Raw genomic sequence first — 23,513 nt, forward strand, 5'->3', positions numbered from 1 at the left:
TCAATGACCATCAACATCAAAGAGATCACCGAAAAGGACCGCAACTCGGTCTTGCATCCTTTCACTCAGCTTAAAGATTTCGCCACTGGCAAGCTCGGCGACCCAACGATCGTGGTGACAGGGAAGGGGATCCGCATCCAGGACGCGCATGGCAACCAATTTATCGATGGCTTTGCCGGCCTATACTGCGTCAATGTCGGGTATGGCCGCACGGAAGTCGCCGATGCGATCTCGCGTCAGGCCTATCGCTTGGCGTATTACCACTCCTATGCGGCGCACACGACCGACGAGCTTGCGATCCTCTCCGATCGCCTTGTGAAGATGGCGCCGGGCAAGATGAGCAAGGTGTTCTATGGCATGTCCGGCTCGGATGCGAACGAGACCCAGGCCAAGCTTGTTTGGTACTACAACAACCTGCGTGGCAAGCCGACCAAAAAGAAGATCATCTCCCGTGAACGCGGCTATCACGGCTGCAGCGTCGTGTCGGGCTCGATGACGGGCATGAGCTTTTATCACGACCACATGGACCTGCCACTTCCGCAGATTGTTCACACGGGTGTTCCACATCATTACTGGGGCGCAACCCCGGGCGAAACCGAGCGCGAATTCTCCGCTCGCCGCGCCGCCGAGCTTGATCAGTTGATCGAGCGGCTCGGCCCGGACAACGTCGGCGCCTTCATTGGCGAGCCCGTCCTCGGCACAGGTGGTATCACGCCTCCGCCGGAAGGCTATTGGGAAGCGGTACAGACGGTCCTCAAAAAACATGATGTGCTGCTGATTGCCGATGAAGTGATCACAGGGTTCGGCCGCACCGGTTCCATGTTCGGCTCACAGCACTATGGCATCGAGCCAGACCTCATCACGATCGCTAAAGGTTTGACGTCGGCCTACTTCCCGCTTTCAGCGGCAATCGTCGGTGAGAAGGTGTATAAAGTCCTGGAGGATGGAGCCGACAAGGTCGGGGCATTCTCGCACGGCTACACCTACTCTGGTCATCCGATCGGCGCCGCCGCGGCCAACGCGGTCCTCGATATTGTCGAGAAAGAAGACCTCCCCGGCAATGCGCGTGACGTCGGCGCGTTTTTCCAGGCGCAGTTGCAGGAGAGGTTCGCGCAGTTGCCGATCGTCGGCGAAGTGCGGGGCGTCGGTCTTATGGGCGCAATCGAGTTCGTTGCCGATCGCGACAATCGGAAGCGTTTCGATCCGGCGCTCAAGGTAGGTGCGCGAATCTCGAAGGCCGCCCGTGACCGTGGTCTTATCGCTCGGGCCATGCCGCACGGGGACATTTTGGGCTTTGCTCCGCCGCTGGTTACAACCAAAGCTGAGGCGGAGGAGATTGTTGCAATCGCAGAAAGCGCCGTGCGCTCGGTTATGGATGAGCTTGTTCGCGAGAGTGAGAAAATCTGAATGAGTTGGGCCATCTTGTCGTAATCAAGGCGCAAACTCAAGCGACGGCCTGATCGGCTTGCGGGGCTGCCAGCTGAGCTGGTGCCGCGTTCCGCTCATTGAGTTTTCGGCGGAATTCAATGCAGACACTGCTCAGGAGGAACTGGTGGCCAATTCGACCGCACTCAATCCCTGGGAATGGCCTGAAAGCCATTGGCGGCGGCGCATCAACAAAGTCAGAGCGGGCAAGGCACTAAGACCAATGTGGCCCGGCGGTAAACGCTGTGCCTTCGCCATCTCGTTCGACGTCGATCATGAGTCGAACGAATTGCGCAGGGGAGGGCGATCGCTAAGCAGATTATCCTGGGGTCAGTACGGGAGCCGACGAGGGATGCCTCGGGCTTTGGAACTCTTGAGAAAGTACGACGTTCCGGCGAGTTTTTTCGTTCCCGCTGTGATCGCTCAGTTGTATCCAGACGAGCAACGCGCAGTTGTCGATGAAGGCCATGAAATTGGCATGCACGGCTGGATACACGAGCTAAACTCGGAACTGAGCGCAGAGAGCGAGCGCTCTTTAATGATGAGGAGTGCCGACACTCTTGAAAAAATCACTTCCAAACGCCCGACGGGAATTCGAACGCCTTCCTGGGATTTTTCCGACGCAACTCTACGGATCATACGTGAAACCGGATTGACATACGACTCATCCCTTATGGCCGATGATAGTTGCTATGAGCTGCTGGAAGACGAGGAACCCACGGGAGTGATTGAAATACCGGTCGAATGGATTCGAGACGATGCCACTTATCTTTGGATGAGTCCCGATGGGTCTTCACGGCCAGATTTATCAGTCGACGACGTGCTTTCTGTATTTATTCGGGAGTTCGAAGGGGCCTATCAAGATGCCGATTTATTTCAGCTGACTCTGCATCCACACGTCATTGGATATCGCTCACGGATCTGGATCGTAGAAGAATTAATTCGACGCGCCAAAGCAAAGGGTGACGTTTGGTTCGCCACACATCATCAGGTCGCCGAGCGTGCGTCCTCATGTCTCTGAAAACTCTCAGACAGGAACGCCGGTAGAGTGCGGTGTTCTTGGGGCGGCGCAAGCCGTCCTGCGCCTCGACCGTTGCGGCGGTCACCAATGGATTTGGAATGACGCGGATCATCCGCTGTCCGGTATTCGCTTTCAGAGCGGGTACAGTGGGAGTTCTTATCTTGGAGGAGGACTACAATCTTGATTGACACGACCTTTGCCGGAAAAACGGTGCTGATTACCGGCGGGTGGCGCGCTTGGCCCGGCCAGTGCCAAACTGCTGGCGGCGGGTGGAGCGGATTTGGTGTTGGCTGACCTGTCGCAAGAGGCTCTGGACCAAACTCTGGCCGCCTGTCCTGGTGCCCGTTGAGTTGTCTGCGACGTGACCGATCCGGCGATGCTGGAAGGGCTGGTCGACCTCGCCCGCGAGAGCTTTGGCCGGCCGGTTGAGGGCTTGGTCGCGGCCGCTGGCATTACGGTGCGATGAAGCGGCTGATAGACGTGAAGGGTACGAAGCCATGTTCAGCTTCAACGTCGGGGCCATTTGGCGAATCTGCAAGCTGCATCCCGCAGATGCGCGAGCTTGGCCGCGGATCGGTGGTGCTCTTCAGCTCGACTGCTGGTCTGCAGGCCTCGAAGGACGTGCCGATCTATTCGGTGACCAAGGCGGCGGTTGTGATGATGACTCGCACGCTGGCGCTGAACCACGCGGCAGAAATATCCGCGCAAACTGTGTCTGCCCCGGAACCATCGCCAGCCGTTGGCCGAGGCCGGCGTCGCCTTCGCCCGGGGAGAAGCGGCACAGGTCGAGCGCCGGACGAAGATCATCGCTGCGCATCCGATGGGCCGAATGGGGTTGCCGTCCGAGGTGGCGACAGCTGTCGGCTATCTGCTGGACGATGCGGCGGGCTTCACCATCGGCGCCGCGCTTACGGTCGACGGAGGCAGCCTTGCCTAAGCTCCGGTCAGAAACACTGTCGTCGTCACCGGCGCGGCGCGCGGGATCGGTGCCGCAACAGCGGCGTGGCTTGGCTCGGAAGAGGCGTGGGTGTTGCTAGTGGATGTTCTGGATAAAGTGCACGACACAGCTGCGGGCCTTGGCCAGACGGCGCTCGTCTGCGATCTGGCCATGCCCGACGCCGCAGGGCGGGTTCTGGCCGCCTTGGATGCCGCAAGGATCGAGACGCTCGACGTCCTCGTGAACAATGCCGGCATTGGCGGTTCGAAGTCGCTCGCCGATACTGACGATGCCTTTTGTTCCCGCTGATCGATATCAACTTGCGTGCAGTCATCAGCCTGACCCGCGAGTTGCGGCCGCGGATGCGCCAGCCGGGCGGGCGGATCATTAATGTCAGCTCGATCCTCGGGCTTACGGGCTATCCCGGAACGGTAGGCTATTCGGTGGCCAAGGCCGGGATCGCGTATCTCACGCTCCAGCAGGCCGGCGAGCAGGGCCTGTAGGGTATAACCGTGAATGCGGTGGCGCCCGGCGTGGTCCCCACCGACATGACTCGAGCGCTGCACGTACGCAGCTACCAACGCCTGATGGTCGCGCCAATCCGCTCGAGCGCGTCTCCTCGCCGGAGGAGCAGGCGGCGGTGATCGCCTTCCTGCTTCGGACGACGCGTTCTACGTCTCGGGCGCAGTGATCCCCGTCGACGGCGGCTCCCGCCTGTCACAGTAGAGAAGAATAGCGCAATTTAAGCCTATACACAGGATGGCCCTGCAATTCCCGGATGCAGACCGACTCTGCCGGTAACCGGTTCCGGTGGTCGATCCTGTTAGCGGCGCCATTACCCGGCGCACATTTGATCGCGGTGGTGGGCAAGTTGAATTTACCCTTCGCGCGCTTCCCAGCGATCAATATGGCAGTGTCGTACTGCTCGGTCATTGTCGCAACGGTCGCGTTCAGCGTCGGCGCGAACCACAGCGCCTTGGCCACACCAGGTTGTAGCAGACGGATCGCCTCAGTGACCCGCCGAAGAAGCTGAGGCCGTCAATCCAGTCGGGCAGCTTTTGAGTCAGAGTTGGCAAAGGCTGCTCGAACTGAACGACTGTTGAGGAAAGCCTTTGCAGGCGCGGCGGGCGCGAGCACCGCGGGGAGCCGCAAAAAGGCACGCGGAGAGCTCTGCTGAGGCTGCAGTCAACTCAGCGTCCTTGGGAGCATATTGAAGTAGTATTTGCCCATCTCTCCCTGTTATGGCGATTTGAGAAGCAAAAAGCCCGTTCAGCGTTTAGCTTGGAGAATGTGCCCACTGCACTGCTCGCCCGCGAATCACCGATATTATGCAGATTTAGGAGCTCGACGCCGATCTCCTGCATTTGTTGGCGAGGATTGCTGGAAGAGTACCCATTCAATGCACTAAAATCCTGGAGTGGTCTGATCCTCATATTGTAAGTGTAGGCTGGCCTGATGCGGCTGGTTCCAAGTCTTCACAAAGGTTCCAACTACGCCTCCTCCCAAGGCGCATCGGCCCGGCAGCGAGTTCAATCTCCTGCCGGGCGTTGTAACTATTTGCGCACATTGGCCGATTCGGACCTTCAACGGGTTGGGCGGCTGCTGGCTGTCGGAGCAATGTAAAACTGGCTCATAGGCAAGAGTTAGATTGATGAGCAGTCTTGCGGACCAAGTCGCCGATCCAAATTCGCCAGGAGCATTTGCGCCCCTCAGAAATCCGAGCTTTCGTTCAATCTGGTTCGCCACGCAGGTCAGCTCGCTCGGCTGGTTGATGCAGACTGTTGCCATCAGCTGGCTGATGGCTACGATTTCGACTTCCGATCTGATGGTCGCGCTGGTTCAGGCTTCTTCAAACCTGCCAGCGTTCATCTTATCCGTCTTCGCCGGGGCCTTGGCTGATAATTTCAGCCGGCGCCGGGTCATGTTCGCCGGCCGGTGCCTTATGGTATTGGCATCTGCGATGCTGACGGCTTTTGTGGTGCTGGGCTTTGTCGATCCGTGGATGATCCTCGGCTTCAGCTTCTTGATCGCATGCGGCGGCGCTCTCCACGATCCAGCCTGGCAGGCCTCGGTTGGCGATATGGTGAACCGACGCGACGTTCCCGCCGCCGTCACGCTCCTCTCCGTTGGCTTCAACACTGTTCGGACCGTAGGCCCGGCGCTCGGTGGCATAGTAGTTGCCTCTTTTGGGCTGATGACGGCTTTCGCCGTAACCAGTCTTACCTATCTGGTCCCTTTGGTAACCATATGGCGCTGCAAGTGGATGGTTCGCTCATCACCTCTCCCACGTGAGTCGATGAGGACGGCGATCTATGACGGGCTACGCTTCACGGCGATGTCGTCGGAGATTAAGACGGCGATCACTCGCGGAACCCTCTTTGGTCTGGCGAGCATCGCCATTCTCGCGCTGCTGCCGCTGGTTGTCCGCGACCAGCTGGGAGGCGGACCGCTCGCCTATGGCACGCTCATGGCCGGATTCGGGACAGGCGCCGTCTTCGCCGGCATCTCGAACAGCGTGTTCAGACGGAGCTTGTCACAAGAGCGGCTGATGACGCTCGCATGCGTCGCCTGCGCGGCATGCTCCCTTTCGCTTGCGCTGACTTCTTCGATTGCAGTGGCGGCAATTGCACTCGCCATGGGTGGCGCGGGCTGGGTCACCGCCTGGTCCGGGGTCGGCGTGACCGTGCAACTGGCAAGCCCGCGCTGGGTCGTGGGGCGCACCATCTCGATTTACTATGCATTGATCGATGGCGGCATCGCAGCGGGCAGTTGGGTGTGGGGCACGGTGGCCCAGAACCATTCACTGACCTTGGCACTGGAGGGCTCCGCTGGAGCCCTTCTGCTGGTCGCCGCCACGGGCCTCCTGTTTCCCCTTCGCGAGCGCCGCGAATCCGATCCAGATGCTTTGGAGGACTTCGACGCACCGGCAGTCGCCCTCAATCTCAAGCCAAGAAGCGGTCCCATCGTGGTCAAAGTCGAGTACCTAGTGCCCGAGGAAAATCGCGAAGCATTCCTGGAACTCATGCGGGCGCGCCGGCATGTGCACAGTCGCGTCGGCGCTCGTCATTGGACTCTCCAGCGCAACCTTCAGGAGCCTATGCAATGGATAGAGACATTCCGCACGCCGACCTGGACCGACTACCTTCGCCTGAACCATCGTCTCACGGAAGCAGACAAGGAATTGGGTAAACAAGTGCTGAAATTGCATGCAGGACAGCTTCCGCCTAAAATCATGCTTTTTATCGAGCGACCAACAAGCTCGGCCCTAAAGTCCGATGAATCAGCACGTTATTTTCTCCGACACTGACTCTTCGAGGTTAACCCCTTGTATCTGCACGCAGAGGACTTTGTGCGATGGAAGCGACTGAGCCTCGAACCGGATGGCCATCCGGTTCGAAGCAAGGCGAAGTCGCCCGACACCCTCCGGCCACAACCGTGGGTGAGCCTGGGATCTTCGCCTTCGTCACGTACGACCGAATAGTCGCTTGGCTCCAATCGCACGCACAAGGCAGGTTACCGTGAACAAGACTATCTGTGGAGTGGATGTTTCGAAAGACTGGCTCGATACCCATGTCGTGCCGAGCGGAGCGGCGGGCCGCTTTCGCAACGATGCGGCAGGCATAGCCGAGCTTGCTGCCTGGTGTTAGGTCAATGGTGTCGAGCTCGTCGTCATGGAGGCCAGTGGCGGCTACGAACGGCTTCCCTTCCTGCTGTCGTGGGAGTTGGGAGTAGCCTGCGGCATGGCCAATGCGAGGAGCGTACGCTGATTCGCCGAGGCGATGGGCTTCCTGGAGAAGACCGACAGGATCGACGCCGCCGTCATCGCCCGCTATAGCGAGGTCAAACGGCTGCAGCCGACGCTGCCGCCGAGCGCGGCCCAGCAGCGGCTCAAGGCGCTGGTCGCCCGGCTTTCCCAGGTAACCGCCGATCTCACCGTCCAGAAGCAGCGCAAGAGCGCTGCCACTGATGCCGATACCATTGCCTGCGTATTCCGATGAAGCCGGCCACCGATTCCGATTTGAAGCCGGCCAGTCATTCCGATTTCATTCCGGCCAGCATTCCGATTTGAAGGCGGCCATTTTTCGGTCTGATCCTGGGTCTCGTTGATGTTTGGGTTGGGTTTTGTTTCAGGTCAAGCTGACGGATAAGCCCGAAAGCGGCACCATGCAAGAATACAATAGGTCCACCGGTTCCATTCTCGCAATACAAAGTCGCGACGGCCCCAATCAATATGCAATGTTCGGTGATCATTGTTTCCTCAGCAAAAGCGAGCCAGATCGGTCTGCATTATGCATATGGGAAGCGAGGCTTCTGGTATTTACTTCATAAGCGTAGCAGCGTCTACAGGCCTTTTGCGCCAATTGCCCCCTAGCCGAACGCAGGAATTCGGCGTAGGCGCCCCAGTTCTTCAACCGCGAATTTGCAGGAAATTCCTAAACAAGCGCGGTGACCGTCTAGTGCATCAAGTTACGCGCGGAGCATCCTCCCCAATGCCTGCATCTGCGGCCTTCTAATCCGATCAATGTGGTCGCAAGCGGGGTGCGACCCGAAGCGCGCAATCACCATCTCCGCCTTTGGCGCTATGTACAGGTTCTGGCCGTAAAGGCCCCGACCTTCAATAGCATCAAGCTCGTCGTGTGATACCCACCATTGGCTTCGGTATGTATAGCCGAATGGGAGGTCCGGCTTGGCGGGGTGGTCGAGATCTTGAAGGTCGTAGACAACACTCGCGGGAACCAGTTGCTTGCCATTACACGAGCCTTCACATCGCATCAGCTCGCCGAAACGCGCCAAGTCGCGCAACGTCACATTGAGTCCGCTATGCGCCCTCGGCATACCGTTTGTCGGGTCGATCTCGACATAGGCGTCTTCTTCGCAGCCCAGTGGCAACCATAAGCGCTCCTCCAACAGTTGTGCGAACGACCGGCCCGTTGCGCGCGACATAACCCAAGCCATAACATTGGTATCGACGCCTTTGTAGACAAATTTGCCGTGCGCCCCTTCCTTTCGTATGGTACGCAGGTATTCGCATCTATATGACTTGTCTACACTTGTGTAATCTTCAGTAAAAGCAACGTTAGTTTGCATGTCCATGACTTGGCGGAGCGTTGCATCTTCCCACCCTGTACCTCGTAATTCCGGCACAAACTGCGATATTGTCTTCCTGTCGTCGAGAATGCCCTCATGCACCAACGCCGCGGCTAGGGTGCCCGCATACGATTTGGTGATTGACTGACACGAATGTTGTACGTGCGGCGCGAGTGCGCCGAAGTATCGTTCGTATATGATCCGCCCCCGATGCAGGACCAAAATGCCGTCGGTGTAGGTGTCGAATAGCGCCTCCTCGAACCGGTTGGTGCGGTCGTCCATGTCGACGAACGTGAGCCCATCGATTTCGGTAGACCTGTTGCTGCACTCAAGCTGCGACGGTCCGCCCCGCCCTCGCCACACTTGGACTGTGGGCCGCAGCTCACGCATATGCGATAGCGACCAGCGAAGCTGAGGAAAGGTCCAAACAGTTTCATTCTCGAATGTTACACGCTTGTCTGGCGGCGGCGGCGCACCGCGCATCCAGCCAAATTCGCGAGGATCCGATGCACGGCCGTCCAGGTATTGCTGTCCGTCGAATTCGAGTACGCTCTCCGACGCGTTACCGACGGTTTGCCGTTGTTTGAATTCTGTCATACATGGGATCCAATTTCATGCCTAGGCGCCCCCGGCGCCAGCTGGCTATCGAGAGTTGCGACCCAACCTCGGGAGTTCGGACTGGACTAAATCACAACATGTTATGATCATAGCAGCGGCAGGCGCGCATTCTATGCGAAATGTCCTCGACAACGCAGCAAATCAGCGTTGTATTGCGGCCGGCGCATACTTGCGGCCCCGCTCTCGCGTGGCAAGTAGGACCTAACTTGCCGAACGCTTCCAGCTACAAGAGGCATGAGCCATCATGCGCAGTATGCCGAGTACATCTCGATTAAACCGGGTCCGAACGGGTTGACAATTGTAACGCGTCTCCGCTGTCCGAGCTACGATGAGTCAAAAATTCTCTGGTCTATCAACGATGTTGACCCAGAGGGATACGTGCGAACTCGCAAGGCAAGAAATCGCGAAATGGCATGGGCGACTCTGCATGTTGGCGACGCGATAGTGGATAACGCCGTCGCCTTCGTAGGTGGGCTCGGCTTGAGTCGTCGCATGCGACGTCTCGAAGCAACCGCCCTGGTCAATAGCGACGTCGACCAGCTCCGAGCCCTTCTTCATGCCGGACATCATTTCGCGGGTGACGAGCTTTGGCGCGGCAGCACCGGCGATCAGCACGGCCCCGACCACGATGTCGGCAGAGAAGCATTCTTCCTCGAGCGCCCCGACGGTTGAGTAGCGGGTGCGCACACGGCCGGCGAAGAGGTCGTCGAGATTAGGGAGGTCGAGATTAGGGAGGTCGAGATTAGGGAGAGAGAGGGGCTTGGACCGCAGTTCCCACGTGACCAGAGTCAGCCCTGCAAGGTGTAATTCAACGCGCCAGTCCAGTTTAGATCCTTCCAAACAAGACGTCTTGTGGCGATGCAATCTGCAGCCTTCGGAGTCCAGCGAGTTGGCGAGTTCGCCGACCTCTCTGAGGCCAGGGTATCCGTGCTTTGTGAAATCGCCAGAGCGATCCGGCGAAAGCCAAGGGTAGTTCGCAGGAAACCTGCATCATCGAACTCGATTTCGCTGAATGCCAACAATGCAGAGCGATAAGGTGTCGTTCGTTAAATGACGGACCGGGATGGGTCCAATCAGCAGGGAGCAATGGCGCACCGCTAAGACACTCCTCTCGGTGGCGACGAAGGTAGCTTTCAAGAAAATAAGAACGAGAAAAAAGGGAACTATAGATGAACAATCATGTAACGACGGTCGTAGTTGCAGTCTCCATGGCGGTTGCGTCGATGTCTTTGTCAGCCAAGGCTTGCGCCGGCGAAGTCCTTGATCGTGTGCTCGCGGCACAGACATTGACGGTAGCGGTCGGGTCCGACTGGGGAGCCTTGTCTCACTTGAACGACCAACATGAACTCGACGGTGATGATGTAGAGGTCGCGAAGGGCATTGCGGACTACTTGGGCGTGAAGATCAAATTCGTGACCCCGGGCTGGGATATCATTCAGGCAGGCCAGTGGGGGGGGCGTTGGGACATGGCCATGGGTCAAATGACGCCGACCAACGATCGCGCCAAAAAATTCGCCTTCCCGGCCATGTACTTCTACGAAGGCGAAGTCGCTGTCGTTCACAAGGATAGCAAAGCGACGAAGCCTTCCGACCTGGAGGGCAAGATCGTCGGCGTCCGAGCGGGAACTCTTGGCGATTTGTATGCCAATCACAAGCTCACACCGGCATGGATCGGCGCTAAGCCAATACAATATCAATTTACAGCGGGCCAAGTGAAGGCTTATCCAAGTGCTAACTCTCTTACGCTTGACGACCTGCGCCTCGGCGATGGTGTTCGTCTCGATGGCGTCATTACTGAAGGAACGACGGCGGCTGCGGCAATCAAATCTGGCTATCCATTGAAGGTTATTGGCGATCCCTTATTCTACGCCCCGGGCGCTGTCACAATCGAGCGTGGCGATAAGGAGTTTATCGACAAGGTCGCTGCCGCGGTCAAGAAGATGAAGGATGACGGCACTCTTGCTAAACTCTCGGTCAAGTGGTTCGGGGGGGATTTCAGCGTCGATAAATAACATGACACAATCGTGGGCGTCCCCTTCCCGGGGGCGCCTCTTCTTAGGAAGAAAATGCTTATGCTTTACCACGATACAGTTGAATCTGAGGTGCTCGTCCACAAGCCATGGTTTATCGGCTGCATATTTGCAATTGTGCTCGCGGTTTTTCTTATCTTCAACGTAGCGGGCACCACGATGGGCGAACTCCTACGGCCCGTGATTGGCGATCACGCACAAGTGAAGTTTTACAGTCGCATTGCGATCGCTTTTGTAATTGCCGCAATGTTCTGCCTCAACCTCGTGCTGATTGGTTTTGTCCCGCTCAAAATCCAAATCGGGATCGTATGGTTTGAGTTGGTGCTACTGTTCCTTTCGCTCTTCGCGGCATTTGACTTAAGCATGCCATTTATTTGGGCAAACCTGCCATTTCTAATTACGCAGGGGGTAGTTACTACAGTTTACGTATCAGCGATGTCACTGCTATTTGCGTCGGCTATCGCAATAATCGGCGCGATTGCGAAACTGTCAAGCAACGGCATGGCTTACGCGATAGTCAGCTTCTACACTTCATGCTTCCGGGGTCTGCCGCTTCTCATGCAGGTTTATCTGATCTACATGGGCTTGCCCCAGGTAGGTTACGTTATTAATGCCGTGCCTGCAGGCGTGTTGGCGCTTTCGCTATGCAGTGGTGCCTACATGACGGAGATCTTCCGTTCGGGCATAGCCAGCATCGATCGCGGCCAGTGGGAGGCATCCCGGTCATTAGGTTTCGGCTTTGCGCTCACAATGCGCAGAATCATTCTGCCGCAAGCGCTTCCGGTTATCATTCCCCCGATGGGAAACACGTTCATCTCAATGCTCAAAGACAGCTCTCTCGTTTCGGTTCTTGGCGTTTGGGAGCTGACGTATCTAGCTCACTCACTCGGCCAGCCAACCTTCCATACTATGGAGATGCTAGTAACAGCGGCAATGATTTATTGGATTTTATCCGCCTGCCTGGAACTGGTCCAATCCCGGATCGAGGACCATTTTGCCAGAAGTAAGAAGCGATGATCGTGAATTCATTGGTCAAGCTAAAAAAGACGTCTAAGTTGGTTCGGCCATTTTCAAGGCACTTACAGATGCGCCAATGAACAAGAGAGATGCAATATTGAGCGACGAAGTCATCGAAGCTAAGAATGTATCCAAATGGTATGGTGCCTTCAGAGCACTAACTGACATCAACCTAACCGTCCGCAAGGGCGAACGTATCGTCATCTGTGGGCCCTCAGGCTCGGGAAAGTCGACGCTGATCCGTTGCGTCAATCGGCTCGAAGCGCACCAGGATGGCGAGATTACCGTCACTGGGATTAGGTTACATAACAAAATGCGCAACGTAGCTGAAGTTCGCAAAAGCGTCGGCATGGTTTTTCAGCACTTTAATCTTTTCCCGCACATGACCGTGCTGATGAACTGTATGGCGGCGCCGATGTGGATAAAGGGCGTTCCAGAGGGTGAGGCTAGAAAGATCGCGCTTAAATTCCTAGAGCGCGTGCGCATTCCCGAACAGGCGAACAAATATCCGGCTCAGCTCTCCGGGGGACAGCAGCAGCGCGTCGCAATTGCCCGGTCCCTCTGTATGGAGCCTGCAGTCATGCTCTTCGATGAGCCGACCTCCTCGCTCGATCCAGAGATGGTCGCTGAAGTGCTCGAGACTGTGACCGGACTCGCACGCGACGGCATGACCATGGTATGCGTCACCCACGAGATGGGCTTTGCGCGCGCCGTGGCCGATCGAGTAATCTTCATGGATCGAGGTGAGATCGTCGAAGAGGGTACACCGCACGACTTCTTCAGAAACCCGCAGCACGAAAGAACGAAATTGTTTCTCAGCCAGATCTTGTCGCATTGAGGGAGCCATCCTTCAACGAGGCCGTTCGACCGAGTTACTGTGTATCGAATGCGTTGCCTCAGGCCAGCGAGACAACATGTGCGGATATTGTATTCGTACGTATTGGCTGACATACATCAGAGCGTTCTCGGCAAGCGCCTCGTTCCCGGAAGCGCGAGAGTAGGATCCCGCTGAGCTTGTGCGCAGCCCACCGTGCCAGTTCGCGTCCAGGCGCGCTGAGGATTGGCTCGCCACACATGATCAGGTTGCAAGAGTGCGGCCTCAACCCTCTGCCCGCAACCGACCACAATCTGCAGACGTCGTCCTCTGGCAGATTCCCGACCATCTTTGGGTGAACCAAACGGATCAACACATGTTAAAGAACATAACCTTCGACCGCCACAGCTCCGACAAGCTTAAGAGTGAGGTCACGATCGACATTGATAAATGGGGGGTTCCTCATATCAAGGCTCAGAACTTGCACGACCTATTTTTCGCGCAGGGTTGGAATGCAGCTCGAGACCGCCTCTGGCAAATTGATATTGCGCGCAAACGAGGTCTCGGTCTCCTGTCACGAGACTTTGGCCCCGGATATTTGGAGCAGGATCGGGCGGCGCGTCTCTTTTTATTTCGCGGAGCCATGAGTGCAGAATGGCAGGCGTACGGCCCGGATTCCGAAGAGATATGCTCAGCGTTTGCCGAGGGGATCAATTCCTACGTAGACAGTTGCCATGACGGTTTGATTGCCTTGCCACCCGAGTTTGGCCTCCTCGGTCACACTCCCGACTATTGGAAACCCGAAGACGTCGTTCGCGTGCGAACGCACTCACTAACCCGAAATGCGATTTCGGAGCTTCTGCGCTGCAGGGTGATGGCATTGGCAGGTGTGGAACGAGGTACCCGCCTCGACAGGTTGAGACAAGAATTGTCACCTCCGATAGCGCCACGACCAGCGGAGGGCCTTGACCTCGCCTTTATGACAGATCGAGTACTGCAGGATTTTCGCTTGGCAATCTGTCCCGTCTCATTCTCGAGGGAAAGACTTGCAGCAAGTCTTCAGGAAGCTGACCGTTGGACCCGCGTAACACCGAGTGATGAGATCATGCAGACGGTGTTCCAAGAGGGCTCAAACAACTGGGCCATATCCGCAACAAAAACCACAACGGAGCGACCAATCCTTGCTCTAGACCCGCATCGCAAGCACGTCCTTCCGTCCATCAGGTATCTTGTACACCTGAGTATGCCCGGGCTCGATGTAATTGGCGCTGGAGAGCCTATGATCCCAGGAATCTCCATGGGTCACAACGGGACAGCCGCCTTTGGTCTGACTATTTTCGGCGCTGACCAAGAAGATATTTATGTTTACGAAACCAAGAGTGAGGGAAATAAATACTTATATAAAGGGGCCTGGGAGCAGGTGAAGACTATACACGAGAAAATTCCAGTTCGCGCCCACACCGACCAGGAGGTAAAGCTTCAGTTCACACGCCATGGACCCATTTTAAACCAAAATGCTGAAAAAGACCGCGCCTTCGCACTGAGAACCGTATGGATGGATCCCGGCATGGCACCTTACATGGCCAGCTTGGCCGTAATGCGCTCTAAGACATTTTCAGAATACACCTCCAGTCTAGCAAACTGGGGTTGTCCTTCAGTTAATCACATCTATGCGGACACGTCGAATGTAATTGCGTGGAAACCGTCAGGTGCGGCTCCGGTCCGAAGAAATTGGGACGGCCTGCTTCCGGTTCCAGGAGACGGTCGGTTCGAATGGGAAGGGTATTTGTCACCGGACGATGGGCCGTTCGAGATGAACCCCGCCAAAGGTTTTGTCGCCACTGCCAACGCAATGAATGTTCCGGAGGAATGGAGTAGATCGCATCCTGCTTTTGGCTACGAGTGGTCTGACAGCAGCAGACATGATACCCTTCATACAACTCTCTCACGATCAGAGAAGATCTCGTTGCGGGACTGCATGTCGCTGCAATGTTCGGTGTATTCGCCGATAGCAGTTCGTATTCTTGCGAAACTAGACACTCTTCTCGGTTCGGTTGCAAACATGCCTGCGTTGCACTTATTTTCTAACTGGGACCGGCATTTGGATGCGAGTTCGCCAGCCGCCGCGTTCTTTGAGATTTGGCTTAGCAAACACCTTGGCCCGACAGTAGCTCGCTTAGAAAGCGCTGACGATGAAGTGTTGGCACTGCTCGTGCCTTTACAGCCTTCGGCCATAGCCTCTTGGCTCGAACAGGCAGAGCCTAGTGAAAAGTTGAAGCATTCCATAATGGAATCCCTAACTTCTGCCTGGAGTGAATGCATATGTCGATTTGGCGACGATTCTGCCTCATGGGCATGGGGCAGTATACATAAGCTTGATTTGCGCCACCCTCTGCAGGCACTGACGTCTGAACAATGGTCGTTGGGCGCCATAGCCCTCGGCGGAAGTAGCTCAACGCTCAATTTTTCGAGTTACCGAAGCGGCCAATTCTCTGTTTCAGAAGGACCGTCAGTGCGGATAATCATGGACGTTGGGTCATGGGATGACAGTCTCTTTATTAACAATCCAGGTCAGTCGGGTGTTCCGATCTCAAGTCATTATCGTGACCTCAATCACGATTGGCAACGGGGCGAATACAAGCCCTTGTTATATTCAGAGGAGTCCATACGGAGGGAGCTCGAACATAGGGTCGTCCTGTCTCCCGCTGACTGTTGAGGATGCGACAGTATAGGCCGCTTACCATTGTAGCAGGAACATATCGGTCGAACTCACCTGGCGGCAAGGTGAGGATCGACACTTTAGCGCCCGCCGGCCGACTTTGATATTGACAGCGGAACGCCCGGCCGGAATCTGGATGCGCTTGTGGGGCAATGATCCCGCTGGTGTGCGGCGACCACCCCTGATCGTCACGAGCAGGGCCGTCGCGGCCTCCAATAATGTTGCAGGAGACTTAGAAGCGGGATGTCCCGCATTGGCAATTGCTCTGCCTTGGGGCCATAGGGAAGAGGGGTAAGGTGCTGGCCCGACCACCGGAGAGCGCGTCTGTTACTACAAGGCTCGATCGCGGCCGCATCACGGCCCTCGGCGGCTGCCGATAACGCGCGCTTCGGGCGCTACCAGTACGCATTGGCGATAATCGCATCTGCTGTAGGAGAGCACTTGATTCGAGACTGACAGTGCGACGGTCAACAGGGTTCGCTATCATTGTCGAGCCGAGTTCAAGAATGGACACATACCTCAGGGAGGACCTTTCAGGGGGCAGACCATTGTCTGTCTCCTCATCCGAGAAACAAGCTAACCTCGCAGAGAGTGGCATCAGGGCAACACGTCATTGTCCTTCGATGCGACTGAATATCGACGACTTCAACGCGGCTTGCCGCCTTCGCGTATAGCCGCAGGACCTTGAATGCCGGGAACCAGCCGAGAAATGTTGGCGGTGGGTGAGCGCCTTTCATTTTTCAAGTCCGCTACATTCTGTCTGTCATATACCCGAAGGCGGCGATGCTTGTTGCCCGCCCGATGTGGTTAGCAGTTGACGTGCCTTCTTATGTATCTTCATTCAGCCTGCGGTGGCACGCTGGCCGTTTCGTTGAATGGCGGGGGAAAAAAGGCGTTGATGACTCAGGCTTGCGTGGAGCACTCGTGGGGCGCTCGATTGACAATGTTATTCGTGGAGAATGCTTTCCTTTGTGGAGGAGGATGATTCTCTCGTCCAGTTCCTTGTCGGCCTCGGTAAGGCGATGATTCAGGCGAAGGTAGTCGGTCCAGGTCGGCGTACGGAATGTCTCCGTCCATAGCACAGGCTCCTGAAGGTTGCGCTGGAGAGTCCAGTGCCGAGCACCAACGCGACTCTGTACATGCCGGCACCCGCGCATGGCGAGGAATTCTTCTAGATTTTCCACGAGTATGAGGTACTCGACTTTGACCACGATGGGGCCGCTTCTCGGCTTGAGACTGAGGGCGACTGCCGGCGCGTCGAATTCCTCCAAAGGGTCGGGCTCGGCCTCGCGACCCTCGCGAAGGGGAAACAGGACGCCGCTCGCAATGGAAGAGGCAGTGCCAGAAAAAGGGAGCACGCCGCACAGGCGACGCATGCCAGCGTCATTAGTTGCTCTTCTGACAAGCTCCGTCTTAATAGGCTGTTGGCGACGCCAGCCATGACGGCGCCTGTGCCGAAGCCGGCGATGATGGTGCCATAGGCGAGCGGTCCTTCGCCCAGCTGATCGCGGACAACCAATGGCAGCAGTGCGAGTATGGCGATGCCCGACAGGCCAAAGAAGGTTCCGCGGGCGATCGCCGTCTTGATTTCCGATGACATCGCTGTGAAGCGCAGCCTGTCATAGATGGCCGTCCTCATTGACTCACGTGGGAGAAGTGAGGAGCGAACCTTCCATTTGCATCGCCATATGGTGACCAAAGGGATCATATAGGTGAGTGTAAACATAGCGAAAGCCGTCATAAGTCCGAACGACGCAATCATGATGCCGCGAGCGCCGGTCCCACGGTCCGTGCAGTGTTGAAGCCAATGGAGAGGAGGGTGACGGCAGCGGGAACTTCGCGTCGGTCCACAATATCGCCAACAGAAGCCTGCCAGGCGGTATCGTTGAGCGCGGCACCACTTGCGATCAAGAAGCTGAAGCCGAAGATCATCCACGGGGCGATAAAGCCCAGCACCACTGAAGCCGTAGCATCGCGGATGCTATTACCATTAGGCATCGGCCGGCGAACATGACTCTTCGACGGCTGAAGTTGTCGGCGAGAACCCCTAGCGAAAATGGACAAAATGAAAGCGGGCAGGTTAGACGAAGCCTGCTCGAGCGCAACCATCAGATCGGAGGTCGGAACCGTTGCCATTAGCCAGCTGATAGCAACGGTCTGCATCAGCCAGCCAAGGGAAGAGACTTGAGAGGCTAAACCAGATTGAGCGAAATGTCGTATTCCTGAGCGGCGCAAACGTCTTCGGCGAAACTACATCCGCATCTGCGCCCGCCGCTTTGCTCATTGCTCCGACCGATTCGGTTCCGCCAAGCTTAACCACTTCGCGCGACACGATCCTCTTACACGTCGGATGCGCCAAATGCAGTCTTTGTATTAGTGTCATCTGGTAGCGAGATGCGGAGGTGGCGGCGGAGAGCCGTCGCTGGTGTCGCAGCGGCCTTACATCAGTGCAAACATGCTGTTGCGTGGCGCCGGCACAGTTCCCCCGGCGTCGGCGGCTTCGCCGGCAAGAATGCGAAGGCGCGCCGACTCGCTGCCAAGCTCAAGGTCGTCAGCATGGTTCTTCTGGCCGAGGCTGACGAGCTTGCCGAGCAACTCGGCGCCTTTGTCGGCGATCCTCTGGCGAGAACAAAGCTGTCGGAGACCAGCGTTGCCTGCATTGAGCGGCCGATGAAGGCACTATGCGCATCTCGCTGCGAGATGCAGCCGATATAAAAACAGCATTTGACGCTAGCCGCCAGGAAAGGGGATTGTCACCCCGCATGAGCCGGCGAAGCTTTTGTTCAATTTCGAACATGGACGCGATCGCGCGTTTTGCGCAACCAAACCACGACACACTGATTGAGGTGAGATATGGCGACGACACGCTCCGCAATTCCTCTGACTGGTGTACCGTTTCCGATATCAGAGTATGAGCGCCGGCAAAACAATGTGCTGGATGCGGTTGCTACGGCAGGCTTGGACGCAATCGTAGTAACGGCGCACGGCCACTTGAAGTATCTCAGCGGCTACGATGGGAGCGGTGGATATTTCGCGCCTTTCCCTCTTATTCTGATGCCGGGTCGGGTCCCGATATTTGTTGTCCGAGAATATGACGAGCAGGCAGTACGTTCATATAGCTGCATCGAGGAAATTGAAACCTATACACATCAGCCTGATTTTGGCAGGGTCTGCGCCGATGTATTGCGTCGACTCGGACTGGACAATAAGCGAGTCGGTTTCGAGCTTGGCTGCTGGAATCTCGCGCCCGCCGACGTGCGCGCAGTCCAAGACCAGCTCCCGGATCTGAAGATTACTGACGTCACCCGACTGGTCTCGTCAGTGTCAGCAGTGAAAGGAGAACTTGAGTTGGCGTGTATGCGCGATGCTGTTCGACTCACTGACGTGGCAATTCGAACCTTTCAGCAATCGCTTCGTCCCGGCATTACGGAGATCGAAATGGCAGCGGCCCTAGCTGCGGCGGTAACAAACGACCCCAGCAACGCCGCTGGGGATATCGGGCTTGCGCCGGGTACCATTTTGTTTGGAGAGCGAGTGAAGTTGCCCCATGCGCCAGCGACCCATCATCCTCTCAGCAACAACGAACCTGCCTTTCTGGAGATAGGGGCTTCGAAACACGGGTATACAGTGGGAATGGTTCGATGCGCAGTCCTTGGCAAACATCCCGAAACCGAATCTTTGCACGGCTTGGCTGAAGAGGTCATTGCGGCCCTTGTCTCCTCGATTCGACCAGGTGCTACGCCGGCGGACGTTCACGCTGCTGGGGGCGAGGTGTTGAAGCGATCTGGACGCAAGGGCGTCTTCCGCCAACGAACAGGATACCAAACTGGCATCAATTGGACTGAGCGCGGCGACCTAAGCCTGGAGCCCGATGTAAATGAACCACTCCGAGCTGGCATGACCCTGCACATGCCAAACATTTTGTGCAGCGAAAGTGGCTACCTATTTGGTGCCGGCGCACACGTGCTCGTGACAGAGCGCGGCGCGGAACTCCTGAGCGAAATCCCGCCAACACTTTATCGGGCGTGATGCTAGGCGGCGTGGACAAATTTGAGCCAGTATCTGGCGGTGGCTAGGTAGACCATTCCGAGGAAGCTATTGGCCAATTGATCGTAGCGGGTGGCAATGGCCCGGTTGATTTTGAGGTGGCCGAACATGCGCTCGATTCGGTTCCGCTGCTTGTAGAGCGCCCGGTCATACTCGATCTTCACGCGGCGGTTTGATCGGCCGGGTATGACGGGTTTAATCTTCCGCTCGGCGAGATCGGCGCGAATGGTATCGGCATCGTAGCCCTTGTCCGCAAGGAAGGCGTCCGGTGCACGAGTCCCCCTTTTCCGCCCGCTGCCGAGACATGGGCGCGAACTGTGGTGCTGTCGATGCTGTAGTGGCCGCTGTCCGCCATGACCTCGGCGAGCATTACCGCCACGGTCTCCCAGACCCCGGCCTCGCTCCAGCGTCGGAACCGACGATAGATGGTGTTCCAACTGCCGTATTTGGGCGGGACATCCCGCCATGGAGCGCCGCAGCGGAGCCGCCAGAGAATGCCGTTGATGATCGAACGATTCTGCTTGGGAGGTCTACCTCGGCCGCGTTTGTCAGGGTCGATGGGCAGCAAGCCCTTGAGAACACGCCATTCTGCTTCGGTGAGATCGCCCCTGCTCAAACCTGCCTCCAAAAAGCAGCCTTGAATCAATCCTCTTGGGCTACGTCAATCGCATCGACGTCCGAAATTCCGTAAGGCGGATATACTATTCCGCCAAGGTGATGGACAGTTCGAGAGGGCTGTCGCTATCCGCGAAAAATCGGCTGCCATCCTCAAACTCGATCACCACCTCTCCATCGCGGTGGCGCATGACACGGCGAACAACCTTGCCAATCAGCATCGACGTAGCTCGTTCGCTCTCTTCTTCCAGTGTCATTCCCAATGCTAACAACCCGATCGCAGGAAAGCGACCCTGCTAACATCGAATTTGTCCACGCCGCCTAGGGTCTGCGGTTTGCGGATTGAGTGGCAAAGCGCATGCAGTCCTGGAAAGTAGGTCGTGGGAGGGGGAGGAGTGTCGCGATGGTGACAGCTCTTCCTACTCAGACCTTTGCCATTGGCCGTTGCCAGCAGAGCCAGAGTTTATGATTGCCAGCACTTCGCAGCTGGTCCTCTAAGGCCGAAGCTTATCCATTTGAGGGCAAACGGCTTGTTATCGGGTCGCAGTCGCCGGCGCCAACACCGAGGCCTGAACGCGGGGCTATCTCGGTTCTAGATGGTTACGATATCCAAACTGCATTTGACGAAAACACCGGTGGCATCGATCATTAATTACGCACCGGCGCCTGATCCAAATTACTCAAATGCGGGAACGTGCCTATGGTTGGCGTTGACAGGTTCAAGGAGATCGAGATCGAAGCGATGACTTGGCGCCGGTACCTGCACGAGAATCCGGAGCTTGACTATCGGGTGAATGACACAGCGGCATTTGTGGCGGAAAAGCTGGCTTCCTTCGGGATTAACCACATCGAGTGCAGGATAGCTGAAACCGGCGTGGTTGCGTTGATCCAAGGTCAACTCGGAGATGGGCCCACTATCGGGTTGCGGGCCGACATGGACGCTCTGCCTATACTCGAAGCTTCAGGCAAACCTTGGACGTCGAAAAGGTCCGGACAGATGCACGCGTGTGGTCACGACGGGCATACTGCAATGCTCCTTGGCGCCGCGAAATACCTCGCCGCGACCCGGAACTTCAAAGGGTCCGTTGCCCTGATCTTCCAACCTGCCGAGGAAGATGGCCGCGGCGGCCAAAGAATGGTCCAGGAGGGGATCATGGACCGTTTCGGGATATCTCAGGTCTTTGGCATGCACAATTGGCCAGGCATGGAGGTTGGTGCGTTCGGCATTTGCGAAGGTTCGATTTTTGCCGCGCTCGACGAGTTCGATATTGTGGTCAAAGGCAGAGGGGGTCACGCGGCCGCTCCCCATCTGACAATTGACCCCGTCGTTGTTGCAGCTCAGATCATTTTAGGCTTGCAGACACTAGTCTCACGCAACACGGACCCCACCGAGTCCCTGGTGATCTCCGTCACAAAGCTGAACGCCGGACAAGCTTACAACATCATTCCCGAACGCGCGGAGATTGCCGGAACAGTCAGGACACTGTCACCGATTTTGCGCGACTTCGCTGAAAAACAGATTGAGGCGTGCGCGGAAAATATTGCACGCGCTTCCGGGGCGAAGGTCGAGTTTCAGCATCGCCGCCTGGAGCCCCTCACTGTCAATCATCCCGATCAAACGCGTCGGGCAACAGAGGTGGCGCGTGCTCTGGTCGGCCATTCATCGGTGAACCCCAAAGTCAAACCTAGTTTGGGGTCAGAGGACTTCGCGTACATGCTAGAGGCGCGGCCGGGGGCATGTATACTGCTTGGAAATGGATCGACTGCTGCTCTCCATAATCCAACCTACGACTTTAACGATGAAGCACTGCCATACGGCATTGGATACTGGGTCAACTTGGCCGAGGCTGCTCTAGCACCATGACATTGTCCAAGCAAAACAACCTTGGCTAATCAAGGCTGAGATCACAAGAAGAGGGTAACGACATGAAATACGAAATAAATCGCCGACGATTGCTGCAGGCGACATCGACCGCCATGGCGGCTGGCGCTCTGTCTTCAATTGCGGGCCGCGTTGCGGCCCAAACACCCAACCAGATCAACGTAGTGCTAGGCGGCGGCGATTGGGGAAAGGCTAACATTGAGGCTTACGCTAAGCCATTTGAAGCTGAGACCGGTATCAAGGTCAACCCAATCACCGACGACATGGGTATGGGACAGGTCGAGTTGATGGTAAAATCGGGCAATGTCACGGTAGATGTCGGGGCGCTTACGCAAGGGTCCGGCTTGGTCGCAGCTAAGAAAGGAATTCTTGAAGAAATTGATTACTCCTTGTTCAGGAAAGAAGAGCTAGACGGAATTTATGAATTTGCCAAGCAACCGTTTGGCGTGGCAAATTTGATTTACTCATATAATATGGTATATAGCACAGACGTATTCCCAGCTGATAAACCCCGGCCGACAAACTGGGCTGAATTCTGGGATGCTGATAAGTTTCCCGGCGTTCGCACCTTGGTGTCCGGCCAGTTTGGTTCAGAAGGACCCTGGGAAGAGGCCCTGTTAGCGGACGGTGTATCTCCCGATAAGCTCTACCCGATGGATATCGACCGGGTGTTTGCCAGTTTGGACAAAATAAAGCCGCACATCCGTAAGTGGTGGAGCAGCGGATCAGAGATTCAACAGATGTTGCATGATAAGGTCGTTGACATCGCTCAATCGTATGACGGAAGAGCTCTACTGTTGATCGATCAGGGCGCCGCGACGGAGATCAATCGAAACCAGGCGAAGCTGCAGTGGGATTATTGGGTCATTCCAAAGGGTTCACCCAACGCGAAGGCTGCGCAGAAGTTTATCGAATTCGCCACTCGCGCGGAACGTCAGGCAGCATTTTGCCAATTGTTTCCTGAGGGACCAAGCAACGGCAATGCGTTCAAACTTCTTCCCGAGAAAGTTGCGCGCAAGCTCCCTACCCACCCAGATTACATCAAGAGCAGCGTTTCCATCAACGGCAAATGGTACAATGAGGTAGGCCCCAGCGGTGTTTCCAACACTGAGATGCTTATCCAGCGGTGGAATGAGTGGATCCTGCAGTAGGGTTGGTTGAAGTGCGAAAGTCCGGTCGGGGTAACTCCATACCGGGCTAAAGTCGAAACTGATGCTGAAAATGTGACGGGGAGCGGGGTAGCCCACTAGCCTCTCCGCTCACGGCATCGGGTACGACGGCAGAAGGTACGGCAAATGCC

16 protein-coding genes and 5 pseudogenes are annotated in these 23,513 nt (G+C 56.6%); 14 read left to right on the top strand and 7 right to left on the bottom strand.

Annotation, left to right across the window (positions count from 1 at the left end):
- Positions 1–3 precede the first annotated feature (3 nt).
- The 5 genes from QAZ22_RS06570 (at position 4) to QAZ22_RS06590 (ending at position 3,886) form a co-directional block, all read left to right on the top strand.
- On the top strand, positions 4–1,407 hold the full coding sequence (locus tag QAZ22_RS06570) for an aspartate aminotransferase family protein (protein ID WP_063169325.1): 1,404 nt from the start codon (positions 4–6) through the stop codon (positions 1,405–1,407).
- A 145-nt stretch (positions 1,408–1,552) separates the two neighbouring features.
- Entirely contained in the window at positions 1,553–2,446 is an 894-nt protein-coding gene (locus QAZ22_RS06575) for a polysaccharide deacetylase (protein WP_224570030.1), read from the top strand.
- 739 nt (positions 2,447–3,185) lie between these two features.
- A complete protein-coding gene (locus tag QAZ22_RS06580) occupies positions 3,186–3,383 on the top strand; it encodes an SDR family oxidoreductase (protein WP_063169323.1) in 198 nt (65 codons plus the stop codon).
- A gap of 45 nt (positions 3,384–3,428) precedes the next feature.
- On the top strand, positions 3,429–3,692 hold the full coding sequence (locus QAZ22_RS06585) for an SDR family oxidoreductase (RefSeq protein ID WP_199489661.1): 264 nt from the start codon (positions 3,429–3,431) through the stop codon (positions 3,690–3,692).
- The gene (locus QAZ22_RS06590; protein WP_199489648.1) at positions 3,680–3,886 is read left to right on the top strand and encodes an SDR family oxidoreductase; all 207 of its coding nucleotides are present in this window, start codon (positions 3,680–3,682) and stop codon (positions 3,884–3,886) included. Before QAZ22_RS06585 ends, QAZ22_RS06590 begins: the two co-directional genes overlap by 13 nt.
- 400 nt (positions 3,887–4,286) lie before the next feature.
- On the opposite strand, the pseudogene QAZ22_RS06595 reads toward QAZ22_RS06590, so the two are convergent.
- A pseudogene (locus QAZ22_RS06595) lies at positions 4,287–4,453 on the bottom strand (IS21 family transposase); the annotation flags it as partial.
- Positions 4,454–5,034: 581 nt separating this feature from the next.
- Here QAZ22_RS06595 and QAZ22_RS06600 point away from each other — a divergent pair.
- Together QAZ22_RS06600 and QAZ22_RS06605 are read left to right on the top strand one after the other, a co-directional pair.
- Positions 5,035–6,690 (top strand): MFS transporter, encoded by a 1,656-nt coding sequence (locus tag QAZ22_RS06600; protein WP_063169321.1) that lies wholly within the window; start codon positions 5,035–5,037, stop codon positions 6,688–6,690.
- 268 nt (positions 6,691–6,958) lie between these two features.
- Positions 6,959–7,306, top strand: a pseudogene (locus QAZ22_RS06605) (transposase); the annotation flags it as partial.
- 544 nt (positions 7,307–7,850) lie between these two features.
- On the opposite strand, the gene QAZ22_RS06610 reads toward QAZ22_RS06605, so the two are convergent.
- Positions 7,851–9,068, bottom strand: coding sequence for a serine hydrolase (locus QAZ22_RS06610; protein ID WP_063169320.1), 1,218 nt, complete (start codon positions 9,066–9,068; stop codon positions 7,851–7,853).
- Positions 9,069–9,515: 447 nt separating this feature from the next.
- A pseudogene (locus tag QAZ22_RS06615) lies at positions 9,516–9,800 on the bottom strand (alanine dehydrogenase); the annotation flags it as partial.
- A gap of 458 nt (positions 9,801–10,258) precedes the next feature.
- Between QAZ22_RS06615 and QAZ22_RS06620 the strand changes: the two are divergent.
- From QAZ22_RS06620 to QAZ22_RS06635, 4 genes are all read left to right on the top strand, one after another.
- A complete protein-coding gene (locus QAZ22_RS06620) occupies positions 10,259–11,101 on the top strand; it encodes a transporter substrate-binding domain-containing protein (protein WP_063169318.1) in 843 nt (280 codons plus the stop codon).
- A gap of 60 nt (positions 11,102–11,161) precedes the next feature.
- Entirely contained in the window at positions 11,162–12,136 is a 975-nt protein-coding gene (locus tag QAZ22_RS06625; protein WP_063170377.1) for an amino acid ABC transporter permease, read from the top strand.
- Between the two features lie 94 nt (positions 12,137–12,230).
- On the top strand, positions 12,231–12,974 hold the full coding sequence (locus QAZ22_RS06630; RefSeq protein WP_135921822.1) for an amino acid ABC transporter ATP-binding protein: 744 nt from the start codon (positions 12,231–12,233) through the stop codon (positions 12,972–12,974).
- 352 nt (positions 12,975–13,326) lie between these two features.
- Positions 13,327–15,666 (top strand): penicillin acylase family protein, encoded by a 2,340-nt coding sequence (locus tag QAZ22_RS06635; RefSeq protein WP_063170375.1) that lies wholly within the window; start codon positions 13,327–13,329, stop codon positions 15,664–15,666.
- 830 nt (positions 15,667–16,496) lie between these two features.
- Here the strand turns inward: QAZ22_RS06635 and QAZ22_RS06640 are convergent.
- Positions 16,497–17,953: pseudogene (locus tag QAZ22_RS06640) on the bottom strand (MFS transporter).
- Between the two features lie 155 nt (positions 17,954–18,108).
- The gene (locus tag QAZ22_RS06645) at positions 18,109–18,264 is read right to left on the bottom strand and encodes a hypothetical protein (protein ID WP_164548527.1); all 156 of its coding nucleotides are present in this window, start codon (positions 18,262–18,264) and stop codon (positions 18,109–18,111) included.
- 258 nt (positions 18,265–18,522) lie between these two features.
- Here QAZ22_RS06645 and QAZ22_RS06650 point away from each other — a divergent pair, with 258 nt between their 5' ends.
- The gene (locus QAZ22_RS06650; protein WP_063169317.1) at positions 18,523–19,698 is read left to right on the top strand and encodes a Xaa-Pro peptidase family protein; all 1,176 of its coding nucleotides are present in this window, start codon (positions 18,523–18,525) and stop codon (positions 19,696–19,698) included.
- 2 nt (positions 19,699–19,700) lie between these two features.
- Here QAZ22_RS06650 and QAZ22_RS06655 read toward each other — a convergent pair.
- Both QAZ22_RS06655 and QAZ22_RS06660 read right to left on the bottom strand, forming a co-directional pair.
- Positions 19,701–20,332, bottom strand: a pseudogene (locus tag QAZ22_RS06655) (IS5 family transposase).
- 85 nt (positions 20,333–20,417) lie between these two features.
- Positions 20,418–20,588, bottom strand: a complete 171-nt coding sequence (locus QAZ22_RS06660; RefSeq protein WP_164548526.1) for a hypothetical protein — start codon at positions 20,586–20,588, stop codon at positions 20,418–20,420.
- A gap of 443 nt (positions 20,589–21,031) precedes the next feature.
- Between QAZ22_RS06660 and QAZ22_RS06665 the strand changes: the two genes are divergently transcribed.
- Positions 21,032–22,195, top strand: a complete 1,164-nt coding sequence (locus QAZ22_RS06665) for a M20 aminoacylase family protein (RefSeq protein WP_063169316.1) — start codon at positions 21,032–21,034, stop codon at positions 22,193–22,195.
- A 62-nt stretch (positions 22,196–22,257) separates the two neighbouring features.
- Positions 22,258–23,364 (top strand): ABC transporter substrate-binding protein, encoded by a 1,107-nt coding sequence (locus tag QAZ22_RS06670; RefSeq protein WP_063169315.1) that lies wholly within the window; start codon positions 22,258–22,260, stop codon positions 23,362–23,364.
- The last annotated feature ends 149 nt before the right edge of the window (positions 23,365–23,513 follow it).

Origin of the sequence: Mesorhizobium sp. WSM4906 (assembly GCF_029674625.1) — a bacterium.
Lineage (GTDB): Bacteria > Pseudomonadota > Alphaproteobacteria > Rhizobiales > Rhizobiaceae > Mesorhizobium.

Coding starts and splice junctions, on each gene's coding strand:
- QAZ22_RS06660 (WP_164548526.1), bottom strand. CDS start 20,588: ATGACACTGGAAGAAGAGAGCGAACGAGCTACGTCGATGCTGATTGGC.
- QAZ22_RS06670 (WP_063169315.1), top strand. CDS start 22,258: ATGAAATACGAAATAAATCGCCGACGATTGCTGCAGGCGACATCGACC.
- QAZ22_RS06625 (WP_063170377.1), top strand. CDS start 11,162: ATGCTTTACCACGATACAGTTGAATCTGAGGTGCTCGTCCACAAGCCA.
- QAZ22_RS06665 (WP_063169316.1), top strand. CDS start 21,032: ATGGTTGGCGTTGACAGGTTCAAGGAGATCGAGATCGAAGCGATGACT.
- QAZ22_RS06620 (WP_063169318.1), top strand. CDS start 10,259: ATGAACAATCATGTAACGACGGTCGTAGTTGCAGTCTCCATGGCGGTT.
- QAZ22_RS06635 (WP_063170375.1), top strand. CDS start 13,327: ATGTTAAAGAACATAACCTTCGACCGCCACAGCTCCGACAAGCTTAAG.
- QAZ22_RS06600 (WP_063169321.1), top strand. CDS start 5,035: ATGAGCAGTCTTGCGGACCAAGTCGCCGATCCAAATTCGCCAGGAGCA.
- QAZ22_RS06570 (WP_063169325.1), top strand. CDS start 4: ATGACCATCAACATCAAAGAGATCACCGAAAAGGACCGCAACTCGGTC.
- QAZ22_RS06610 (WP_063169320.1), bottom strand. CDS start 9,068: ATGACAGAATTCAAACAACGGCAAACCGTCGGTAACGCGTCGGAGAGC.
- QAZ22_RS06650 (WP_063169317.1), top strand. CDS start 18,523: ATGGCGACGACACGCTCCGCAATTCCTCTGACTGGTGTACCGTTTCCG.